This is a genomic window from Achromobacter deleyi (assembly GCF_013116765.2).
GTDB classification, from domain to species: Bacteria; Pseudomonadota; Gammaproteobacteria; order Burkholderiales; family Burkholderiaceae_B; genus Achromobacter; species Achromobacter deleyi_A.
In genome coordinates this window covers 2,821,957-2,836,921 of sequence record NZ_CP074375.1, presented here as the reverse complement: position 1 = coordinate 2,836,921, position 14,965 = coordinate 2,821,957, and the positions used below count along the sequence as shown (strand labels likewise).

Sequence of the window (14,965 nt, the reverse complement as noted above, 5' to 3'; positions counted from 1 at the left end):
AGGATGGATCAAACCATCCATGCGTACATGCCAGTCTGGCGGCGCCACGCGCGCTCATCCACCATGCCCCTCATGCGTATCGCTTCGATGCGCCCTTTGCTTGCGGTGAGGCATGGTACGAATCTTCTTCCTCGCGGCCGGGCTGTCCTGCCTGGGCGCTTGCACATGGTCCGGCCAAGGCTCGGGCGTGCCCTCGTGGCAGGCGGCCAGCCCGCCCGCCCAAGGCTTTCGCTTCGACTGGCAATTGTCCGGCGATCCCGCCGTCGCACCCTTGCAGGTGTTCGACGACGGCCGCGAAACCTGGCTGCAATTCGTGCCCGGCCAGCCCTTGCCCGCGATCTTCGGCGTGGGCAGCGATGGCGAGCGCGCCTTACCGTATGTGCGCCGCGATCCTTACGTGGTGATCGCCGGCGCATGGAAAGGCCTGTCCTTTCGTGGGGGGCGGCTGATGGCCAGGGCGCGGCGGGCGCAGCCGGGCACGCCGGGGCCGGAGGAAAGGCCGGAACCGGAATCTCGCGCGCCCGAGATCGCCGCCAACGGTGGCGCCGCGCAGCGCCTGCCGCCGATCCCGGTCGCGCCTGGGGAGCCGGCGCCTGAATCGCCGGCGCAGCCCGCGCCTGCGCCCCTGTACCGCGCGGCGCCGCCGGACGTCACGCTGCGGGCCGTGCTGGCACGTTGGGCGGACATGGCGGGGTGGACGTTTCAGCCGCAGCATTGGGCCGTGGACGTGGATATCCCGCTATCCGCCACCGCCGAATTCTCCGGCGACTTCAAGTCGGCAGTGCGTGGCCTGCTTGGCGCCACCGAACTGGCGGACAGACCCTTGCAACCCTGTTTCTATGGCAACCGCGTCCTGCGCGTCGTGCCCCTTGCCCAATCGTGCTCGCGCGCGGCGGCGTCGCAAGGAGCGGCGGCATGAAGTCCAGACTGCTTTCATCCGCCGCGCTGTGCTGCGTCCTGGGCGGTTGCGCGGTGTCGCAGCAGGTTTCGGACCTGCGCCGTTCGGCCAGCGTCCGGCATGCCGACGTGGCCGCACGTCATCAGGCATTCGCCGAAGGCCTGTCCGACCGCCAGGCACGCATACAGGCGCAAGAGGTCGCCAGCCCGTGGGTGGCGGGCAAGGCGCAGCCTTTGGCGCGCGAGGTCCTGCTGCCGCCCGCGCTTCGCGAAAATGTGCAGACCACGCTGATGCTTGCAGACGATGCCGACCTTCCCACGCTGGCCCAGCGATTGACCGCCGCGACAGGCATTGCGGTTCGGGTTCGCCCCGACGCACTGCTGCCTCAGGATCTGTTCCTGCCGCGCCTGGCCATCAGTGGTTCGTTGGCCGCCTCCGAGCCTGTCCGCATCGAGGTGCGCGCGGGACCGCGGCCGCTTGCCGACCTGCTTGATGCGCTGGCGGCGCGTTTTTCGGTCCACTGGCGCTACGAGCACAATGCGCTGGAGTTCTACCGGACCGAAACGCGCGTATTCGACTTGCGGGCGCTGTCGCTGGCCAGCAAGGTCGACGTGAGGCTGGGCCGCTCGGGAAGCGCGGAAGACGAGGGCTTCGAAAGCACTTCCAATACCTCCCTGACCGCGGGCGAGCACAATGCGATGGCCATCCTGCGCGCCAACGTGCTGCCTTTCCTGACGCGATCAGGCGTGATCGGAGAACCGGTCGACGGCGCCACCACGCTGGTCGTGACCGATACCCCGGACGCTCTGGACCGGGTCGGGCGCTACCTGGAGCGAGAGAACAAGTCTCTCACTCGCCGTGTTCGCCTGGTATTCGAGGAAATCACCCTCATTGCCAACCGCGAGGCCTCGGCCGGCATCGACTGGGGCGCGCTTTATGCCGCCGCAGGAGCAACTGCGCGGCTTGCCGTGCCCGGCGCGCCCGGCCCCGGCGCGGGACTGTTCCAGGCAGCGGCGGGCAAGGGGCCGTTCCAGGGTTCGCAAGCCATTGTTTCCGCGCTCAGCACCATGGGTGCGGTGGTGCGGCATAGCAAGATTCCCGTGCTGACCTTGAACCGTCGGCCTGTCACGCATGCCGTCAGAACCACGTTCTCCTATATCGACCGTGTGCAGAGCACCGCGGTGCCAGGCACGACGTCCGGCGGCGCCAACGGGTCGTTGCCGGCGGTGTCGATCAGCCAGAAAGAGGAAACGGTCGGTTCGTTCCTGACGTTGTTGCCGGACATACAGGAAGACGGTCAGATCCTGCTGTCTATCGCCTATGACAACGCGGTGGCGCAACCCCTGAAGACCATCACCTTCGGAGAGAGCGCCAACCAGGTCCAGGTCCAGCAGATCACGATCGACGGCAGCGGCACCGTGCAACAGATCGAACTGCGCCCCGGGCAGCCCATCATTGTTTCCGGCTTTGACCGCAACCAGGACCAGCACGATCGTCAACGGCTCGCGCCGGGGATGCCGCTGATCGCCGGCGGCCTGGACAGCGCCGCCTCCGAACGCTTGACGACGCTGGTGCTCGTGACGGCCCAGGTCGAGGAAGGATACTGAGCGTGAACCGGGCTCCCCAATTTCTGCTGCTTGAATGTCCCGGCTCGGAACGCATGCTGGCGTTTGGTCTGCGCTGGTTCGCGCTGATCGGATCCAACGTTCCCGCGTTGGCCCGTTCGCGAGGACGGCGCCTGCGGGCCACGCATTACGTAGTGGGCGGCGCGCCCGCGACGGTGGCGGGCTATGGTCGGACGCATTCGGGATGGCGCCGCGGCCAGCATGCCCGGGCCCCGCGTCAGGCCGGCTCACATCTGCAGGCGGCTGCTCAGCTGTTTGCGCTGTTGTACCCGGATGGCGGCCACAGCGTGGTCCGCCTGCCGGACGGGCGGCATTGGCTGGTGGCGGCGCTGGGTGGCACGGTGCTGTCGCAGACGGACAGGGTGTTCGGTTCGCTTGAAGAGGCGCTGCACGAGCAAAGAGCGTTGCTCGCCCAGCGCCCCGCCTTGAAGGAGCACGCCGCCGATCAGGTCTGGGCGGCCCTTTTGCAGGCGGTCGAGCCCGGTGCCCGGCTGACGGTGCTGCCTTCGCGCTGGGCGGAGCTGCCGCTGGCGTTGCGGTTGTTCCTGATTTGCATGGTCCTTGCCGCCGCGGCTCCCCCGTTGTGGAACTCCACGGTCGGTTCGCTGTTCGGGCAGCAGGCGACACAGCCCGGGCCCGCTGCGGTCCGTGATCCGCAGGTGGATGCCTACCAGGCCATGTTGAGCAGCACTGCCGCGCACGCTGCGACCGAACTGCGCCGCTTGCTGGCTGGCGTCGGCAGGCTGCCCATACAGGTCCGGGGCTGGGCCTTGCGACGGGCGCAGTGCGAAGCCGGCGCGCAGCAATGGAGTTGCTCCGCCGTCTACGCCCGGGCCCATCCCCTGGCCACCAATCACGGTCTTTACGCCTTGCTGCCGGCCGGATGGCAGGTGTCGTTCAAGCCGCTCGAGGAAGCCACGCTGGCATGGCGCATGGCGTCCGGCGGGTTACGGCTGGCCGACCTGACGCTGCCTTCCGCGCTCCATGTCGATACGCAGGTGGCGGGCGGCCTGCAAGGCCTGCGGCCGGCCTTTGCTTCGGTCGTGCTGTCGCCGCCCATGCCGTTGCTGCCACGCATGCCTGCCCCTGCCCAGGCGGCCGCCGCGCCTGCGGATGCGGCGCGAGCCGACAGGCCCGTCATCAGACGCCGGGCGCTCACCTTGCACGGGCCCCTGCGTTCCATGGCGCTCTTGCCGGGGCCGATCCCTGCGGCCCGCTGGTCCCGCCTGGTCGTGAACGTTCAGCCGCAATTGCAGCCCAGTCTGGCGGCCAGCGCGCTTGTTGCCGAATTGCAAGGAGATATCTATGAACAGGAATAGGCATTGCGTTTGGCGCCGACCGGCCCTCGGACGACTTTTCCTTGGCGTCGCGCTGGCCGCTGGCACGGCCTCGGAATGCCGCGCCCTGGCCGCCGCGCCACAGGCACAGGAACCGCAGCCCTGGCCGGAAGCCGAGACCGTGCTTACCTTGCTGCGGGCCGATGCCGCCGCAGCCTTGGCGGATTGCAGAGTCCCCGGCCTGTGCGCGCCCGGCGGCCAATCTTCCGCCTTGGCGACATCGGCGCCGCCAAGGCGGGACGACATCCGGGTGGCCGCGATATTCGGTACGGCCAGGAGCCTGAGTGTCGACGTCGTCGTCAATGGCGCGCTGCTGCGCTATCGGGCGGGCCGCGCCGATCCTGTCGAGGGAGCCGTCACCATGGATGCCTATCGCCTGTTGACCATCGACGGCGCCTGTGTGCGCCTGCACCGCGACGGCCGCGACCATACTGCCTGTCTCGACGCAGGGGGTGTCCGGCCATGACAACGCAATCCTTGCCCACGGCGTTGGCCGCGCGTCCGCCCGAGCTCCGGTCGCCTGAGGACATCGAGCGCCTCGAGCCGGCGTTCGTCCGCGCGCTGCGGGGCGAATTCGACCTGGCCGCGCTGGCCGGGCGCCTGTGCCCGGTGTTGCTGGAAGGGGGGCAGGCCGCAGTCTTCGCCGTGAAGGAGTACACGGTGGGCGATCAGATCGATGAAGTCGAACGCATGGTGAGGGCCGCAGGGTACCGGATGGCGCAACCCTCCCGCTACGCGCTTCCCGCGCCGCTCCTGCTGATGATCGCGCGCGGCCAGTTCATGGCTTCGGGTCCGGGGCGGTGGGCCAGGGCGAAGCAGGCCGAGCGCGCATCGGCGCTGGCCGCGCTCTTCCTCGATATCGTGCGCTGGGGAGTGGTCCAAGGCGCAAGCGATGTTCACATCAACGTGAACCAGCGGCGCGACGCCGGCGAAATCCGCTACACCATCCATGGCGAGTACGTCGGCACCGACCGGTTCACGGGCCTGTCCAGCTCCACGCTGCTGGATGTGCTGGCCGTGGCCTGGATGGATGTGCGCGGCGGCAATGGCGCGGTCTTCGACCCCGCGCTTGAGCAACAGGGGCGCATCGCGCTCGACCTGGAAGCCATTCCCATCGTGCTGCGCTGGGCGTCGCTTGCCGCCGATGCAGGGCCTTCGGTGTGCCTGCGCATCTTGCGGCTGGACGCGACCGTTGACGGCGACCTGCGTGCGCTGGGTTATCTGCCGGGGCAGGCCGAGACCCTGCTGCGGGCGCGCGAGCGCGAGGGCGGGGCCATCGTGCTGGCGGGCGTCGTCGGCTCCGGCAAGTCGACCACCATCGCCGCGTTGATGCGCGGCATTGCGCCCACGCGCAAGGTCATCACACTGGAAGACCCGGTGGAATACCACATCGGCAATGCCCTGCAGAACACACTGGCAGGCGCGTTGGCGGATTCCGCGTGGCCCGCCCTGGATGCCAAGCTCAAGACGATCAAGCGATCGGCGATGAACGACCTGTTGATCGGCGAGATCCGGGACACCCACACCGGCCGCGCCTTCATGGATCTGGCCAGCTCGGGCGTCAGCTTGTACGCCACCACGCATGCAGGCTCGGCAGCGATGATTCCAGAGCGCCTGGCGTCGGATGCGATCGGCGTGTCGCGCGAATTCCTGGCCTCGCCCGGCATCCTGAAGCTGCTTGTTTACCAGACCCTGCTCCCCCGGCTTTGCAATGGCTGCTCACTGCCGGTGGACAGTCTTTGGGGCGCAGCCCAACGGCACCAAGTGTCCGGCGCCGGGTGGGACTGGCGGGGATGGGTGCGGGAAATGCAAAGAGCTTTCGAGCTGGACGCGGATACGCTCAGGGTCAGGAACGCGGCGGGCTGCCCCGAGTGCCGGCGCGAGCAACTGCCCGAGCTCAACGGCACGGCGGGCCGCAGCGTCGCCGCGGAAATGGTGGAGCCCGAGCGCGCGGATGGATTCCTGGATCGGGTGCGCAAGCGCGACAACCTGGGGTTGAAGGATATGGTCCAGGCGGCCGGCCTGGCGGCCTGGCGCGAGGCCCCCACGCGTGGCGTGCGGGCGCTGGATTGCGCCCTGTACAAGGTCAGCCTGGGGGAAATCGACCCCCGGACGCTGCTGCGCAGGTTCGACCTGCCCGTGATGCCGAATGCCGTGGGCGTCGAACCGGCCAGGGGTGCTCATGGCTGATCCCGCGCTGCACCCCTCCGCATGGTCCCGGCTCGCCGGCGGCGCTCGTCAATCGTGGCTGGACGCATTGCGCTTTCGTGCACGCCGCGCGGACTACTACGAATATCTGGCCGACGTTGTCGAAGGCACGCAAGGGCGCAAGAGCCTGCGCGACATCTTCGAAGACGACGCGCGCCGTTACGGGCCGGATACCGTGCGAGGCCGCCTGTGCCAGCACTGGGCGACGGCCTATCTGGATGCGGGCGGCGACTTGGGCGTTGCCTGGTCCGCAACGCTGCCGTCCAGCGAATGCCAATTGCTCAGCTGTGTGCAGGAAGAGGGCGGAGACCTGGCGGCGGCGCTGCGGGACCTGGCGCGCGCCGCCAGGCTGGCATCCGACGCCGGGACGGCTTTGGTGTCGGCTTCCATGGCGGGCGTGGTGGCGGCGATCGTGGCCTTCGCCTTGCTGTGTTCCATCCCATTTTTCAGTGTGCCGCGGCTGCAGCAGGTATTTCAGGCCGTGCCGCCCGAGGACTACGCGCCCCTGACACGCGCGCTGTTCGCGCTGGCCGAGGGCTTGAGGCAGTGGCTTGCGCTTTGGGTTGTCCTGGTTTTCGGCTCGGTCCTGCTGAGCCTGTGGTCGTTGGCGAACCTCACCGGAGACCTCAGGGCCGTCCTGGATCGCTGGCTGATCTGGCGGCTGTACCGGGATTTTCAGGCGATCCGCTTTCTTTCTCTGCTGGCCGTGCTCATCCGGCAGCACGGGGCGGCCGACACCCGATTGCGGCGCGCGCTGTCCGTGCAGACCCGGGATGCGCACCCCTGGCTGCATGCGCATCTGCAAGCCATGTTGAACCGCATCGACGCTGGCGCAAGCGGTCCCGAAATATTCAGCACGGGGCTGCTGGACCCGGAAACGTGGTGGTACATGGCCGACATGATGGATGCCTTGGGCGTGGAGGCCGGGCTTGCTCGCGTGCGCCAGCGCGTCGAACTCCGCTTGCTGTCGCGTGTGCGGCGGCAGTCGCTCGTACTGCGCTGGTCGTTGCTGGTCTCGTCCCTGGCGACCGTGCTGGGGATCACGCTCTGGCACTACGCCGTGATCGACGAGCTGCGCCAGGCGCTGACCAATTTCTACGCCAGCCAGTAAAAGGCCGGCAATAACGGCGCGGCCGCACTGCGCGCTTCATTCAAAGGGGGTAATGATGCAAGGTCTTGTGATGTTCCGGTCTGGCGCTGTGCGCCAAATGGGGTTTTCGTTGATGGAAGTATCCATCGTCACCGCCATTGTCTTGCTGATCGCGATTGTCGGCATCCCGGCAATTGGCGCCTATGTGATTGAAAACAAGGTGCCCAAGGTGGGCGAAGAGCTGCAGCGCTTTATCGCCAGCATGAAAATCAACGCGCAAGGCGGCGGCGTCACGCCCTACACCGGGCTGGATACCGGCGCCCTGGCCAATGCGTTGCGCGACTCCACCGTGCTGGCCGTGCAGGGCTCCGGCGCCGCGGCGAGCATCGCCCATGGACTGGGCGGCAGCGGAGCGGGCGGCAGCGGCGTGGTCGAGGTCGAACCCGCCGCCGTCGATGGCGCGGGCACGGGCTCCGCGTTCACGCTCACGCTGACCAGCGTCAGCCACGCGGCCTGCCCGGCCCTGGCTTCCGTACTGCAGCGCGTGTCAGAGATCATTTCCATCACGGGAAATAGCGGAGCCAAGGTCGTCAAGGACTCGATAGCCAGGCCCAGCGTGCCCTACCGCGCCGCGCAGGCCCAGGCCCAATGCAGCCAGGGCGATGTCAATACTTTCGTGTTTACCGCAAGATGAGCCGGCCTTCCTGCGTGTTGAACCGTCCCTTCCGCGCCCGCCCGCGGCGCCAGTCGGGTTTCTCGTTGGCGGCGATGGCGCTGGCGCTCGCCATTACCACCGCGATCGCCATCTGGGCGTCCAACCAGGTGGTGCACGGCATAGAAGCGTCCGCGGCGCGGTCGACGGGGGTGTGGCTGACCCAGGTCCGCCTGGCGGTGGCGGGAGTGCTGGCGCGGCATTTCGATGCCATGGCCAAGGGGGAGGCGCCCAAGAGCAGCCAAGGCCAGCCCTTGTTCGTGGACCCGTTCGGGCCCACCCTGGCCGAACTGCGCAGCCACGGGCACTTGCCCGCCGACTTCCCCAACCAGTCTGCCATGGGCTTTGGAGCGGAAATCAGGATTTCCCGGGCGCCGGCGTGTCCGGGCGAGGCTTGCCGCATCGACGGCGTGGTCTATGCCGACAAGCCGCTGCTAAAAAAGGGGACGCAATTTCCCGATCAAATCGCCATGGCCTCCGTCATCGAGGCTGCGGGCGGTTACGGCGGAGCGGTGTGGCCAGAAGCGCCAGGCCAATTGCGCGGGGCCGCGTACAACTTTCCCAATCCATTGGCCCCCGGCGCGCCCACTTATGCGCCGGGCACGCTGGCGCTGTGGGCGGGGGCAGGGGCCGGCAGCGGGCAACCGGATCTGAGCAGCTACGTCAAAATGCGCGATACGCGGGACCCTGACCTCCAGGGTTCGCTCTCGGTGGCGGCCAACGTTCATGCGGGGAATTACCTGACCGTGGGCGCCCGGGAGACCCCGGGCCATTTCTGCAATGTCGCATCGGGCGCGCTGGCCAGTTCCGACCAAGGGGAGCTGCTTGCCTGCCAGTCCAGCGTCTGGACGCAGGCAAGCGGCGGTTTTGGAGGGGCGTACAGCATGAATTGGCCGTTGGGCTGCTTTCATTACACGGGCGTTTCCACCGCAAATCCGCGCACGGGGCAGTGTTCCTGCCCGGACGGCTACGCGGGCGTGATTGTTTCCGCAGGGGGCAAATGGTCAGAGATCGAGGGGTGGACCACCGGTTACGTCTGCCTCCGGTAGCCCGCAGGCGATGCCCCGTTCCCGCGTATGTCCGCCAACCCTCTATAATCAACGATTCGCCTAAATTCTGCTTCATCCACGATGAAATCCTCCGAGATTCGCCAGCAGTTTCTGCAATTCTTCAAGTCCAAGGGACACACCATTGTTCCTTCGTCGTCGCTCGTCCCGGGCAACGACCCGACCTTGCTCTTCACCAATTCGGGCATGGTCCAGTTCAAGGACGTCTTCACGGGCAAGGAATCGCGGTCGTACACGCGTGCCACCTCGTCGCAGCGCAGCGTGCGCGCCGGGGGCAAGCACAATGACCTGGAGAACGTGGGCTATACCGCCCGCCACCATACGTTCTTCGAAATGCTGGGCAATTTCAGCTTTGGCGATTACTTCAAGCGTGACGCCATCCAGTACGCCTGGGAATTGCTGACGCAGGTCTACAAGCTGCCCGCCGAAAAGCTCTGGGTCACCGTGTACCAGGAAGATGACGAGGCCTACGACATCTGGGCCAAGGAAGTCGGCGTGCCGACCGAGCGCATCATCCGCATCGGCGACAACAAGGGGGCGCGCTACGCGTCCGACAACTTCTGGCAGATGGCCGATACCGGTCCCTGCGGTCCGTGCTCGGAAATCTTCTTTGACCACGGCCCCGAGATCTGGGGCGGCCCCCCGGGATCGCCCGAAGAAGACGGCGACCGCTACATCGAGATCTGGAACCTGGTGTTCATGCAGTTCGAACGCGATGCCGCCGGCAACATGCCGCGTCTGCCGCGTCCCTGTGTCGATACCGGCATGGGCCTGGAACGCATCGCCGCCGTCCTGCAAGGCGTGCATTCCAACTACGAAATCGATCTCTTCCAGCACCTGATCGCCGCCGCCGCGCGCGAAACCGGCATCAAGGACCTTGAAGACAACTCGCTCAAGGTCATCGCGGACCACATCCGCGCCTGCTCGTTCCTGATCGTCGACGGCGTGATTCCCAGCAACGAAGGCCGCGGCTATGTGCTGCGCCGCATCGTCCGCCGCGCGCTGCGCCACGGCTACAAGCTGGGCCAGACCAAGCCGTTCTTTCACCGTCTGGTGCCCGATCTCGTCGCCGAAATGGGCGAGGCCTACCCGGAACTGGCCGCAACGGCCGACCGCGTGGCCCAGGTGCTCAAGCAGGAAGAAGAGCGCTTCGGCGAAACCCTGGAACACGGCATGCGCATCCTGGACACGGCCTTGGCCAATGTGCCCAAGGGCGGCGTGCTGGACGGCACCACGCTGTTCACCCTGTATGACACCTACGGCTTCCCCGTGGACCTGACCGCCGACATCTGCCGCGAACGCGAAGTGGAAGTCGACATGGCCGGTTTCGAGGTCGCCATGGAACGCCAGCGCGACCAGGCCCGTGCCGCCGGCAAATTCAAGATGGCCGAAGGCCTGAGCTACGAAGGCGCCGAAACGCGCTTCGAAGGCTACGAAAAACTGGAACTGGACAACGTCAAGGTCACGGCTCTGTACGTCGACGGCACCCAGGTCCAGGACGTGAAGGCCGGCCAGAGCGCCGTGGTCGTGCTGGACGCCACCCCGTTCTACGCGGAGTCGGGCGGCCAGGTCGGCGACACCGGCCTGCTGGAAGCCGACGGCTTGCGCTTTGCCGTCGCCGATACCCTGAAGATCCAGGCCGGCGTGTTCGGTCACCACGGCGTGCTGGAATCCGGTGCGCTGTCGGTCGGCGACACCCTGCTGGCCCGCGTGGATGCAGTCCGCCGCGCCCGCACGGTCCGCAACCACTCCGCCACCCACCTGATGCACAAGGCGTTGCGCCAGGTGCTCGGCGCGCATGTGCAGCAGCGCGGCTCGCTGGTGGATCCCGACAAGACCCGTTTCGACTTCGCGCAGGATGCGCCGTTGACGGCGGAACAGATCGCCCGCGTCGAGGCCATCGTCAATGCCGAAGTCCTGGCCAACCAGCCTACCGTCGCCCAGGTCATGGCCTACGATGACGCCGTCAAGGGCGGCGCCATGGCGCTGTTCGGCGAAAAATACGGCGATACGGTGCGGGTGCTGGATATCGGTTTCTCGCGTGAACTCTGCGGCGGCACGCATGTCAGCCGCACTGGCGACATCGGCCTGTTCAAGATCGTCTCCGAAGGCGGCGTGGCTGCGGGCGTGCGCCGCATCGAAGCCATCACCGGCGACAACGCGCTGGCCTGGGTGCAGAACCAGAACGCCTTGCTGACCCAGGTCGCGGGCATGCTGCGCAGCACGCCCGCCGACTTGCCCGTGCGCATCGCGCAGGTGCAGGACCAGGTCAAGGCGCTCGAGAAGGAACTGGAGCAATCGCGCAATAAGCTGGCCGCCAGCGCCGGCAACGACCTGGCTTCCAGCGCCGCGGTCGAGGTCAAGGGCATCAGGGTTCTGGCCGCCAGCATCGGCGACGTGGATCCCAAGGCGCTGCGCGGCATGGTCGATAACCTCAAGGATCGGCTGAAGCCCGCCGTCGTGCTTCTGGCTACCGGCTCCGCCGATGGCAAGATCAGCGTGGTGGGCGGCGTGACCGCCGACCTGACCGACCGCATCAAGGCCGGCGACCTGGTGGGCTTCGTCGCCAGCCAGGTGGGCGGCAAGGGCGGCGGCCGTCCCGACATGGCCATGGGCGGCGGCACCGATATCGCGGCATTGCCCGCGGCGATCGCCGGCGTGCAGAAATGGGTGGACGAGCGACTCTGATGAGCGGCGTTGATACCAGCCTTGATACTGGCGCCGAGGCGCCGGCCTTCGAGCAGGAGGTCGATGCCAGCGGCCTGACTTGTCCCTTGCCCATCTTGCGCGCCAAGAAGGCATTGGCGCAGATGGAAAGCGGGCAGGTGTTGCGTGTCATCACCACGGATCGCAACGCGATCCGCGACTTCCAGGCCTTTGCGCGCCAGACCGGCAATGCGCTGGTCGCGCAAAGCGAAACCGACGGCCGCGGCGTGCATTTCCTGCGCCGGCGCTGATTCGCCGAAGTCAGGAAAAAGCAAAAAGGCCCGTGAAAGCGGGCCTTTTTCGTGAGCAGCCGCTCTTTACTTGTGGATGGCCGCGGCGACCGCTTGGGTGATGGTGAAGTCCACCAGATCGCCTTCCTTCAATTGCTGAAGCTTTTCCCGCAGGGCCGGGTCCCGTACCTGGATGGTGCGCCTGTTGCCTTGCGGACCCTTCAGTATCACCAGGTTCGCGCTTCTGTTGATATGCCAGATCTCGGCGGTGATCGTGGTCTGGCGGCCAATGGCGCCTCCGGGCCGGGCACCCTTGGCGCTGCGCGTGGCCGCGGTCTCGGTCACGACTTCGGGTGCACCCGAGCCGGCAGGGCGCACATCGACGGCGACCGACTCGTAATAGTCCAGCGTCAGGGTATCGCCGGGCTTGATCTGCTGGAAGTTGCGGATGTCCGGCCCTGCAACGACGTCCACGGTATTGCCGTTGGGGCCTTGCAGCGTGATGGTCCGGGTGGCCTGGTCCACGGCTGTGACCTGTCCCGAGGCGGTTGTCAGTGCTGCGCCGATCACGCGTGCGGAGGCGGCGATCGGCATCGCCAGTGTGCCCGCCAGCAATCCAGCCAAGGCCAGGCGCGCGGCGGGAGCGAAGACTGATTTTTGATTCTTCATGGTGTAGCACCCTCCAGTTAGAGGAAGTTTTTGGGGAAAAACGCTGGAAAAAGAAGGGACGCGGTCATGGGCCGCGGAAGGTCCGGGCTCAGGGCGGGGAGGCTTGTGAAAGAAGTGCGGTGACGGCGCCGTTGCGGTGCGGTCTGGCGAGGCAGGGCGCAGAGTATTGCGTAGAACAGCATAAAACCGATCTCTCCAATCGGGTTATTCTTTCAGACGCACGAATTGCTCAAACGCATTAAAAGTGGGCACTAGGCAGGCACAAGCGCGGCTGGGCGGCTACACTTTGGGCTGCGGCGGGCCAAGGCCCGTGTTTGTAGAATACCCGGATGTGGTGTTTTAGGATACAAATCGCGCCGCCTCACAGATTTCAGCACCCTCCATTTGCCAGCAGGCTTGTTTAAGTGCTAGAATTTCCCGTTTTTCACAACTAATTCAAGGGATTACCTATGGTGGTGATTCGCCTGGCCCGCGGTGGGTCCAAGAAGCGTCCGTTTTACAACCTGGTGGCCACCGATTCGCGTAACCGTCGCGACGGCCGCTTCATCGAGCGCGTGGGTTTCTACAACCCCGTAGCTAGCGAAGGCACGGAAAACCTGCGCATTGCGCTGGACCGCGTGCAATACTGGACTGGCACCGGCGCGCAACTGTCGCCCGCTGTCGAGCGTCTGGTCAAAGACTACTCGGCCAAGGTTTCCGCCGCGGCTTGATTGCCCGCGTCGCAAAGCCCGAGCTGCTAGTTTTACTACGCTTAAAAGCTATCGTTCGTTGCTTTATAGCTACCAAGATCACTAACAAGAGCACGATACATGTCTGATGCCGCAACCTCCAACGCGGCGCCTACGGATTTGATCGAGCTGGGCCGCATCACTGCAGCCTACGGTGTGAAAGGCTGGGTTAAGGTGCAGCCACATTCGGCCAATGCCGAAGTGCTGCTCTCAGCGTCTCAATGGTGGTTGACTCGCCCTGTGCCTGAATTGGCGCGGGGCGCTGTCGCGTCTGCGCCTGTCGCATTCAAGATCGTGCAAGTCCGTTCGCAGGGCGCCACCGTGGTGGCGCAGTTGAAAGGCATTGCCGATCGCGATCAGGCCGAAGCGCTGCGCGGTTATTCCGTGCAAGCGCCGCGCGGTTCTTTTCCCGCGCCAGAGGAAGACGAATACTACTGGGTCGATCTTATCGGTTGCGCGCTGTACACCAGCGCCAACGGCGAACCCGCGCTGATAGGCGTGGTTGGCGAGGTCCTTGATAACGGCGCTCATGCCGTCTTGAAGGTCTTGTGCCAGAAGGTGGGGGCCGAAGGTCCCGAGCCCATCCTGGACGCCAAAGGCCGACCCGCCGAAATGCTCGTTCCGTTCGTACGCGCGCACATCCACGCCGTCGATTTGGCCGCTCGTCGCATCGACAGCGACTGGCCCGCGGATCTTTGATGCGATTTGACGTCGTTACGCTCTTTCCCGAGATGTTCGGGGTGGTGCGCGACCTGGGCGTCACCGGCCGGGCTCATGCCCAGGGCCGGTGGTCCCTGCACGCCTGGAATCCCCGCGATTTCACGCAGGACGTGCATCGCACGGTGGACGACCGCCCTTACGGCGGCGGCCCCGGAATGGTGATGATGGCGGCTCCCCTGGAAGCCGCCGTCAATGCCGCCCAGGAAGCGCGCGCCGCACAGGGCCTGGGCCGCGCGCCCGTGGCGCTGCTGGCGCCCGTGGGCCGGCGCTACGATCAGGCCGGCGCCGAAACGCTGGCCGCAAGCGACGGCATCATCCTCATTTGCGGCCGTTACGAAGGCGTGGACCAACGTTTCATCGAACGCTGCGTCACGCATGAAATCTCGTTGGGCGACTTTGTGTTGTCTGGCGGGGAAATCGCCGCACTCGCGGTGATCGATGCCGCCGTGCGCCTCTTGCCCGGCGTGCTCAACGACGGTGATTCCGCCCTGCAGGATTCATTCAACGATACCTTGTCCGGTTTGCTGGATAGCCCGCACTACACCCGTCCAGAGGTGTATGACGGAGAATCCGTGCCCGCTCCCTTGCTGAGCGGGCATCACGCGAATATCGCCCGCTGGCGGCGTGAGCGTTCCCTGGCCTTGACCGCCGCGCGGCGGCCGGAACTGATCGAAGCTGCCCGCGCCAAGGGTTGGCTGACCAAGCTGGACGAACGTTACCTGGCGGAACTGGGCGGCACCGAGGTGCCTGCGGACAAGGTCTCTCCCCACCGTCGAAAGCCCAGGAAACCCGCCTCCGGCGATGTCCCTCCGGTTGCCCCCGATACGCCCAAGGCTTCCGACGCGTCCTGACGCTTCCGGCCTCTGACGGCCTCTCCATCGGCTCTGTCCATGCCCGCAACCGCTAGGGATGTTCCTAGGTTGTGGGCATTTTCGCTGCTCCTTAGTATTGAAAATTACACAGACGTGAAATTTT

General features: G+C 66.2%; 14 protein-coding genes. 13 read left to right on the top strand and 1 reads right to left on the bottom strand.

The genetic code is table 11. The annotated features are described in order from the left end of the window. Positions 1-112: 112 nt before the first annotated feature. The 10 genes from HLG70_RS12685 (at position 113) to HLG70_RS12640 (ending at position 11,894) form a co-directional block, all read left to right on the top strand. Positions 113-919, top strand: a complete 807-nt coding sequence (locus HLG70_RS12685; RefSeq protein WP_171664046.1) for a TcpQ domain-containing protein — start codon at positions 113-115, stop codon at positions 917-919. Next, the gene (locus HLG70_RS12680; protein ID WP_171664047.1) at positions 916-2,505 is read left to right on the top strand and encodes a hypothetical protein; all 1,590 of its coding nucleotides are present in this window, start codon (positions 916-918) and stop codon (positions 2,503-2,505) included. The genes HLG70_RS12685 and HLG70_RS12680 overlap by 4 nt, the downstream gene beginning before the upstream one ends. A 2-nt stretch (positions 2,506-2,507) precedes the next feature. Continuing rightward, the gene (locus HLG70_RS12675) at positions 2,508-3,842 is read left to right on the top strand and encodes a hypothetical protein (RefSeq protein WP_234103083.1); all 1,335 of its coding nucleotides are present in this window, start codon (positions 2,508-2,510) and stop codon (positions 3,840-3,842) included. Further along, entirely contained in the window at positions 3,829-4,326 is a 498-nt protein-coding gene (locus HLG70_RS12670; protein ID WP_171664048.1) for a hypothetical protein, read from the top strand. Before HLG70_RS12675 ends, HLG70_RS12670 begins: the two co-directional genes overlap by 14 nt. After that, positions 4,323-6,050 carry an ATPase, T2SS/T4P/T4SS family gene (locus HLG70_RS12665; protein ID WP_171664049.1) on the top strand — a complete coding sequence of 576 codons (1,728 nt, stop codon included), beginning with the start codon at positions 4,323-4,325 and terminating at the stop codon, positions 6,048-6,050. Before HLG70_RS12670 ends, HLG70_RS12665 begins: the two co-directional genes overlap by 4 nt. Further along, positions 6,043-7,179: a general secretion pathway protein gene (locus HLG70_RS12660; protein WP_171664050.1), complete on the top strand. Its 1,137-nt coding sequence runs from the start codon at positions 6,043-6,045 to the stop codon at positions 7,177-7,179. The genes HLG70_RS12665 and HLG70_RS12660 overlap by 8 nt, the downstream gene beginning before the upstream one ends. A gap of 70 nt (positions 7,180-7,249) precedes the next feature. Continuing rightward, positions 7,250-7,852, top strand: coding sequence for a type 4 pilus major pilin (locus HLG70_RS12655; RefSeq protein WP_171664116.1), 603 nt, complete (start codon positions 7,250-7,252; stop codon positions 7,850-7,852). A 14-nt stretch (positions 7,853-7,866) separates the two neighbouring features. Next, the gene (locus HLG70_RS12650; RefSeq protein WP_234103081.1) at positions 7,867-8,919 is read left to right on the top strand and encodes a prepilin; all 1,053 of its coding nucleotides are present in this window, start codon (positions 7,867-7,869) and stop codon (positions 8,917-8,919) included. A gap of 81 nt (positions 8,920-9,000) precedes the next feature. Next, positions 9,001-11,625: an alanine--tRNA ligase gene (alaS, locus tag HLG70_RS12645; RefSeq protein WP_171664052.1), complete on the top strand. Its 2,625-nt coding sequence runs from the start codon at positions 9,001-9,003 to the stop codon at positions 11,623-11,625. Beyond that, positions 11,625-11,894 (top strand): sulfurtransferase TusA family protein, encoded by a 270-nt coding sequence (locus tag HLG70_RS12640; protein WP_171664053.1) that lies wholly within the window; start codon positions 11,625-11,627, stop codon positions 11,892-11,894. The genes alaS and HLG70_RS12640 overlap by 1 nt, the downstream gene beginning before the upstream one ends. A 66-nt stretch (positions 11,895-11,960) precedes the next feature. On the opposite strand, the gene HLG70_RS12635 is transcribed toward HLG70_RS12640, so the two are convergent. Further along, a complete protein-coding gene (locus tag HLG70_RS12635; protein WP_171664054.1) occupies positions 11,961-12,542 on the bottom strand; it encodes a hypothetical protein in 582 nt (193 codons plus the stop codon). A 449-nt stretch (positions 12,543-12,991) separates the two neighbouring features. Here HLG70_RS12635 and rpsP point away from each other — a divergent pair, with 449 nt between their 5' ends. The 3 genes from rpsP to trmD all read left to right on the top strand — a co-directional run bounded on the left by rpsP (position 12,992) and on the right by trmD (position 14,841). After that, positions 12,992-13,252 (top strand): 30S ribosomal protein S16, encoded by a 261-nt coding sequence (rpsP, locus tag HLG70_RS12630; protein ID WP_006224007.1) that lies wholly within the window; start codon positions 12,992-12,994, stop codon positions 13,250-13,252. A gap of 99 nt (positions 13,253-13,351) precedes the next feature. Then, positions 13,352-13,969: a ribosome maturation factor RimM gene (gene rimM, locus HLG70_RS12625; protein ID WP_171664055.1), complete on the top strand. Its 618-nt coding sequence runs from the start codon at positions 13,352-13,354 to the stop codon at positions 13,967-13,969. Then, complete coding sequence (trmD, locus tag HLG70_RS12620) at positions 13,969-14,841, top strand: tRNA (guanosine(37)-N1)-methyltransferase TrmD (protein ID WP_171664056.1); 873 nt, start codon at positions 13,969-13,971, stop codon at positions 14,839-14,841. Before rimM ends, trmD begins: the two co-directional genes overlap by 1 nt. The last annotated feature ends 124 nt before the right edge of the window (positions 14,842-14,965 follow it).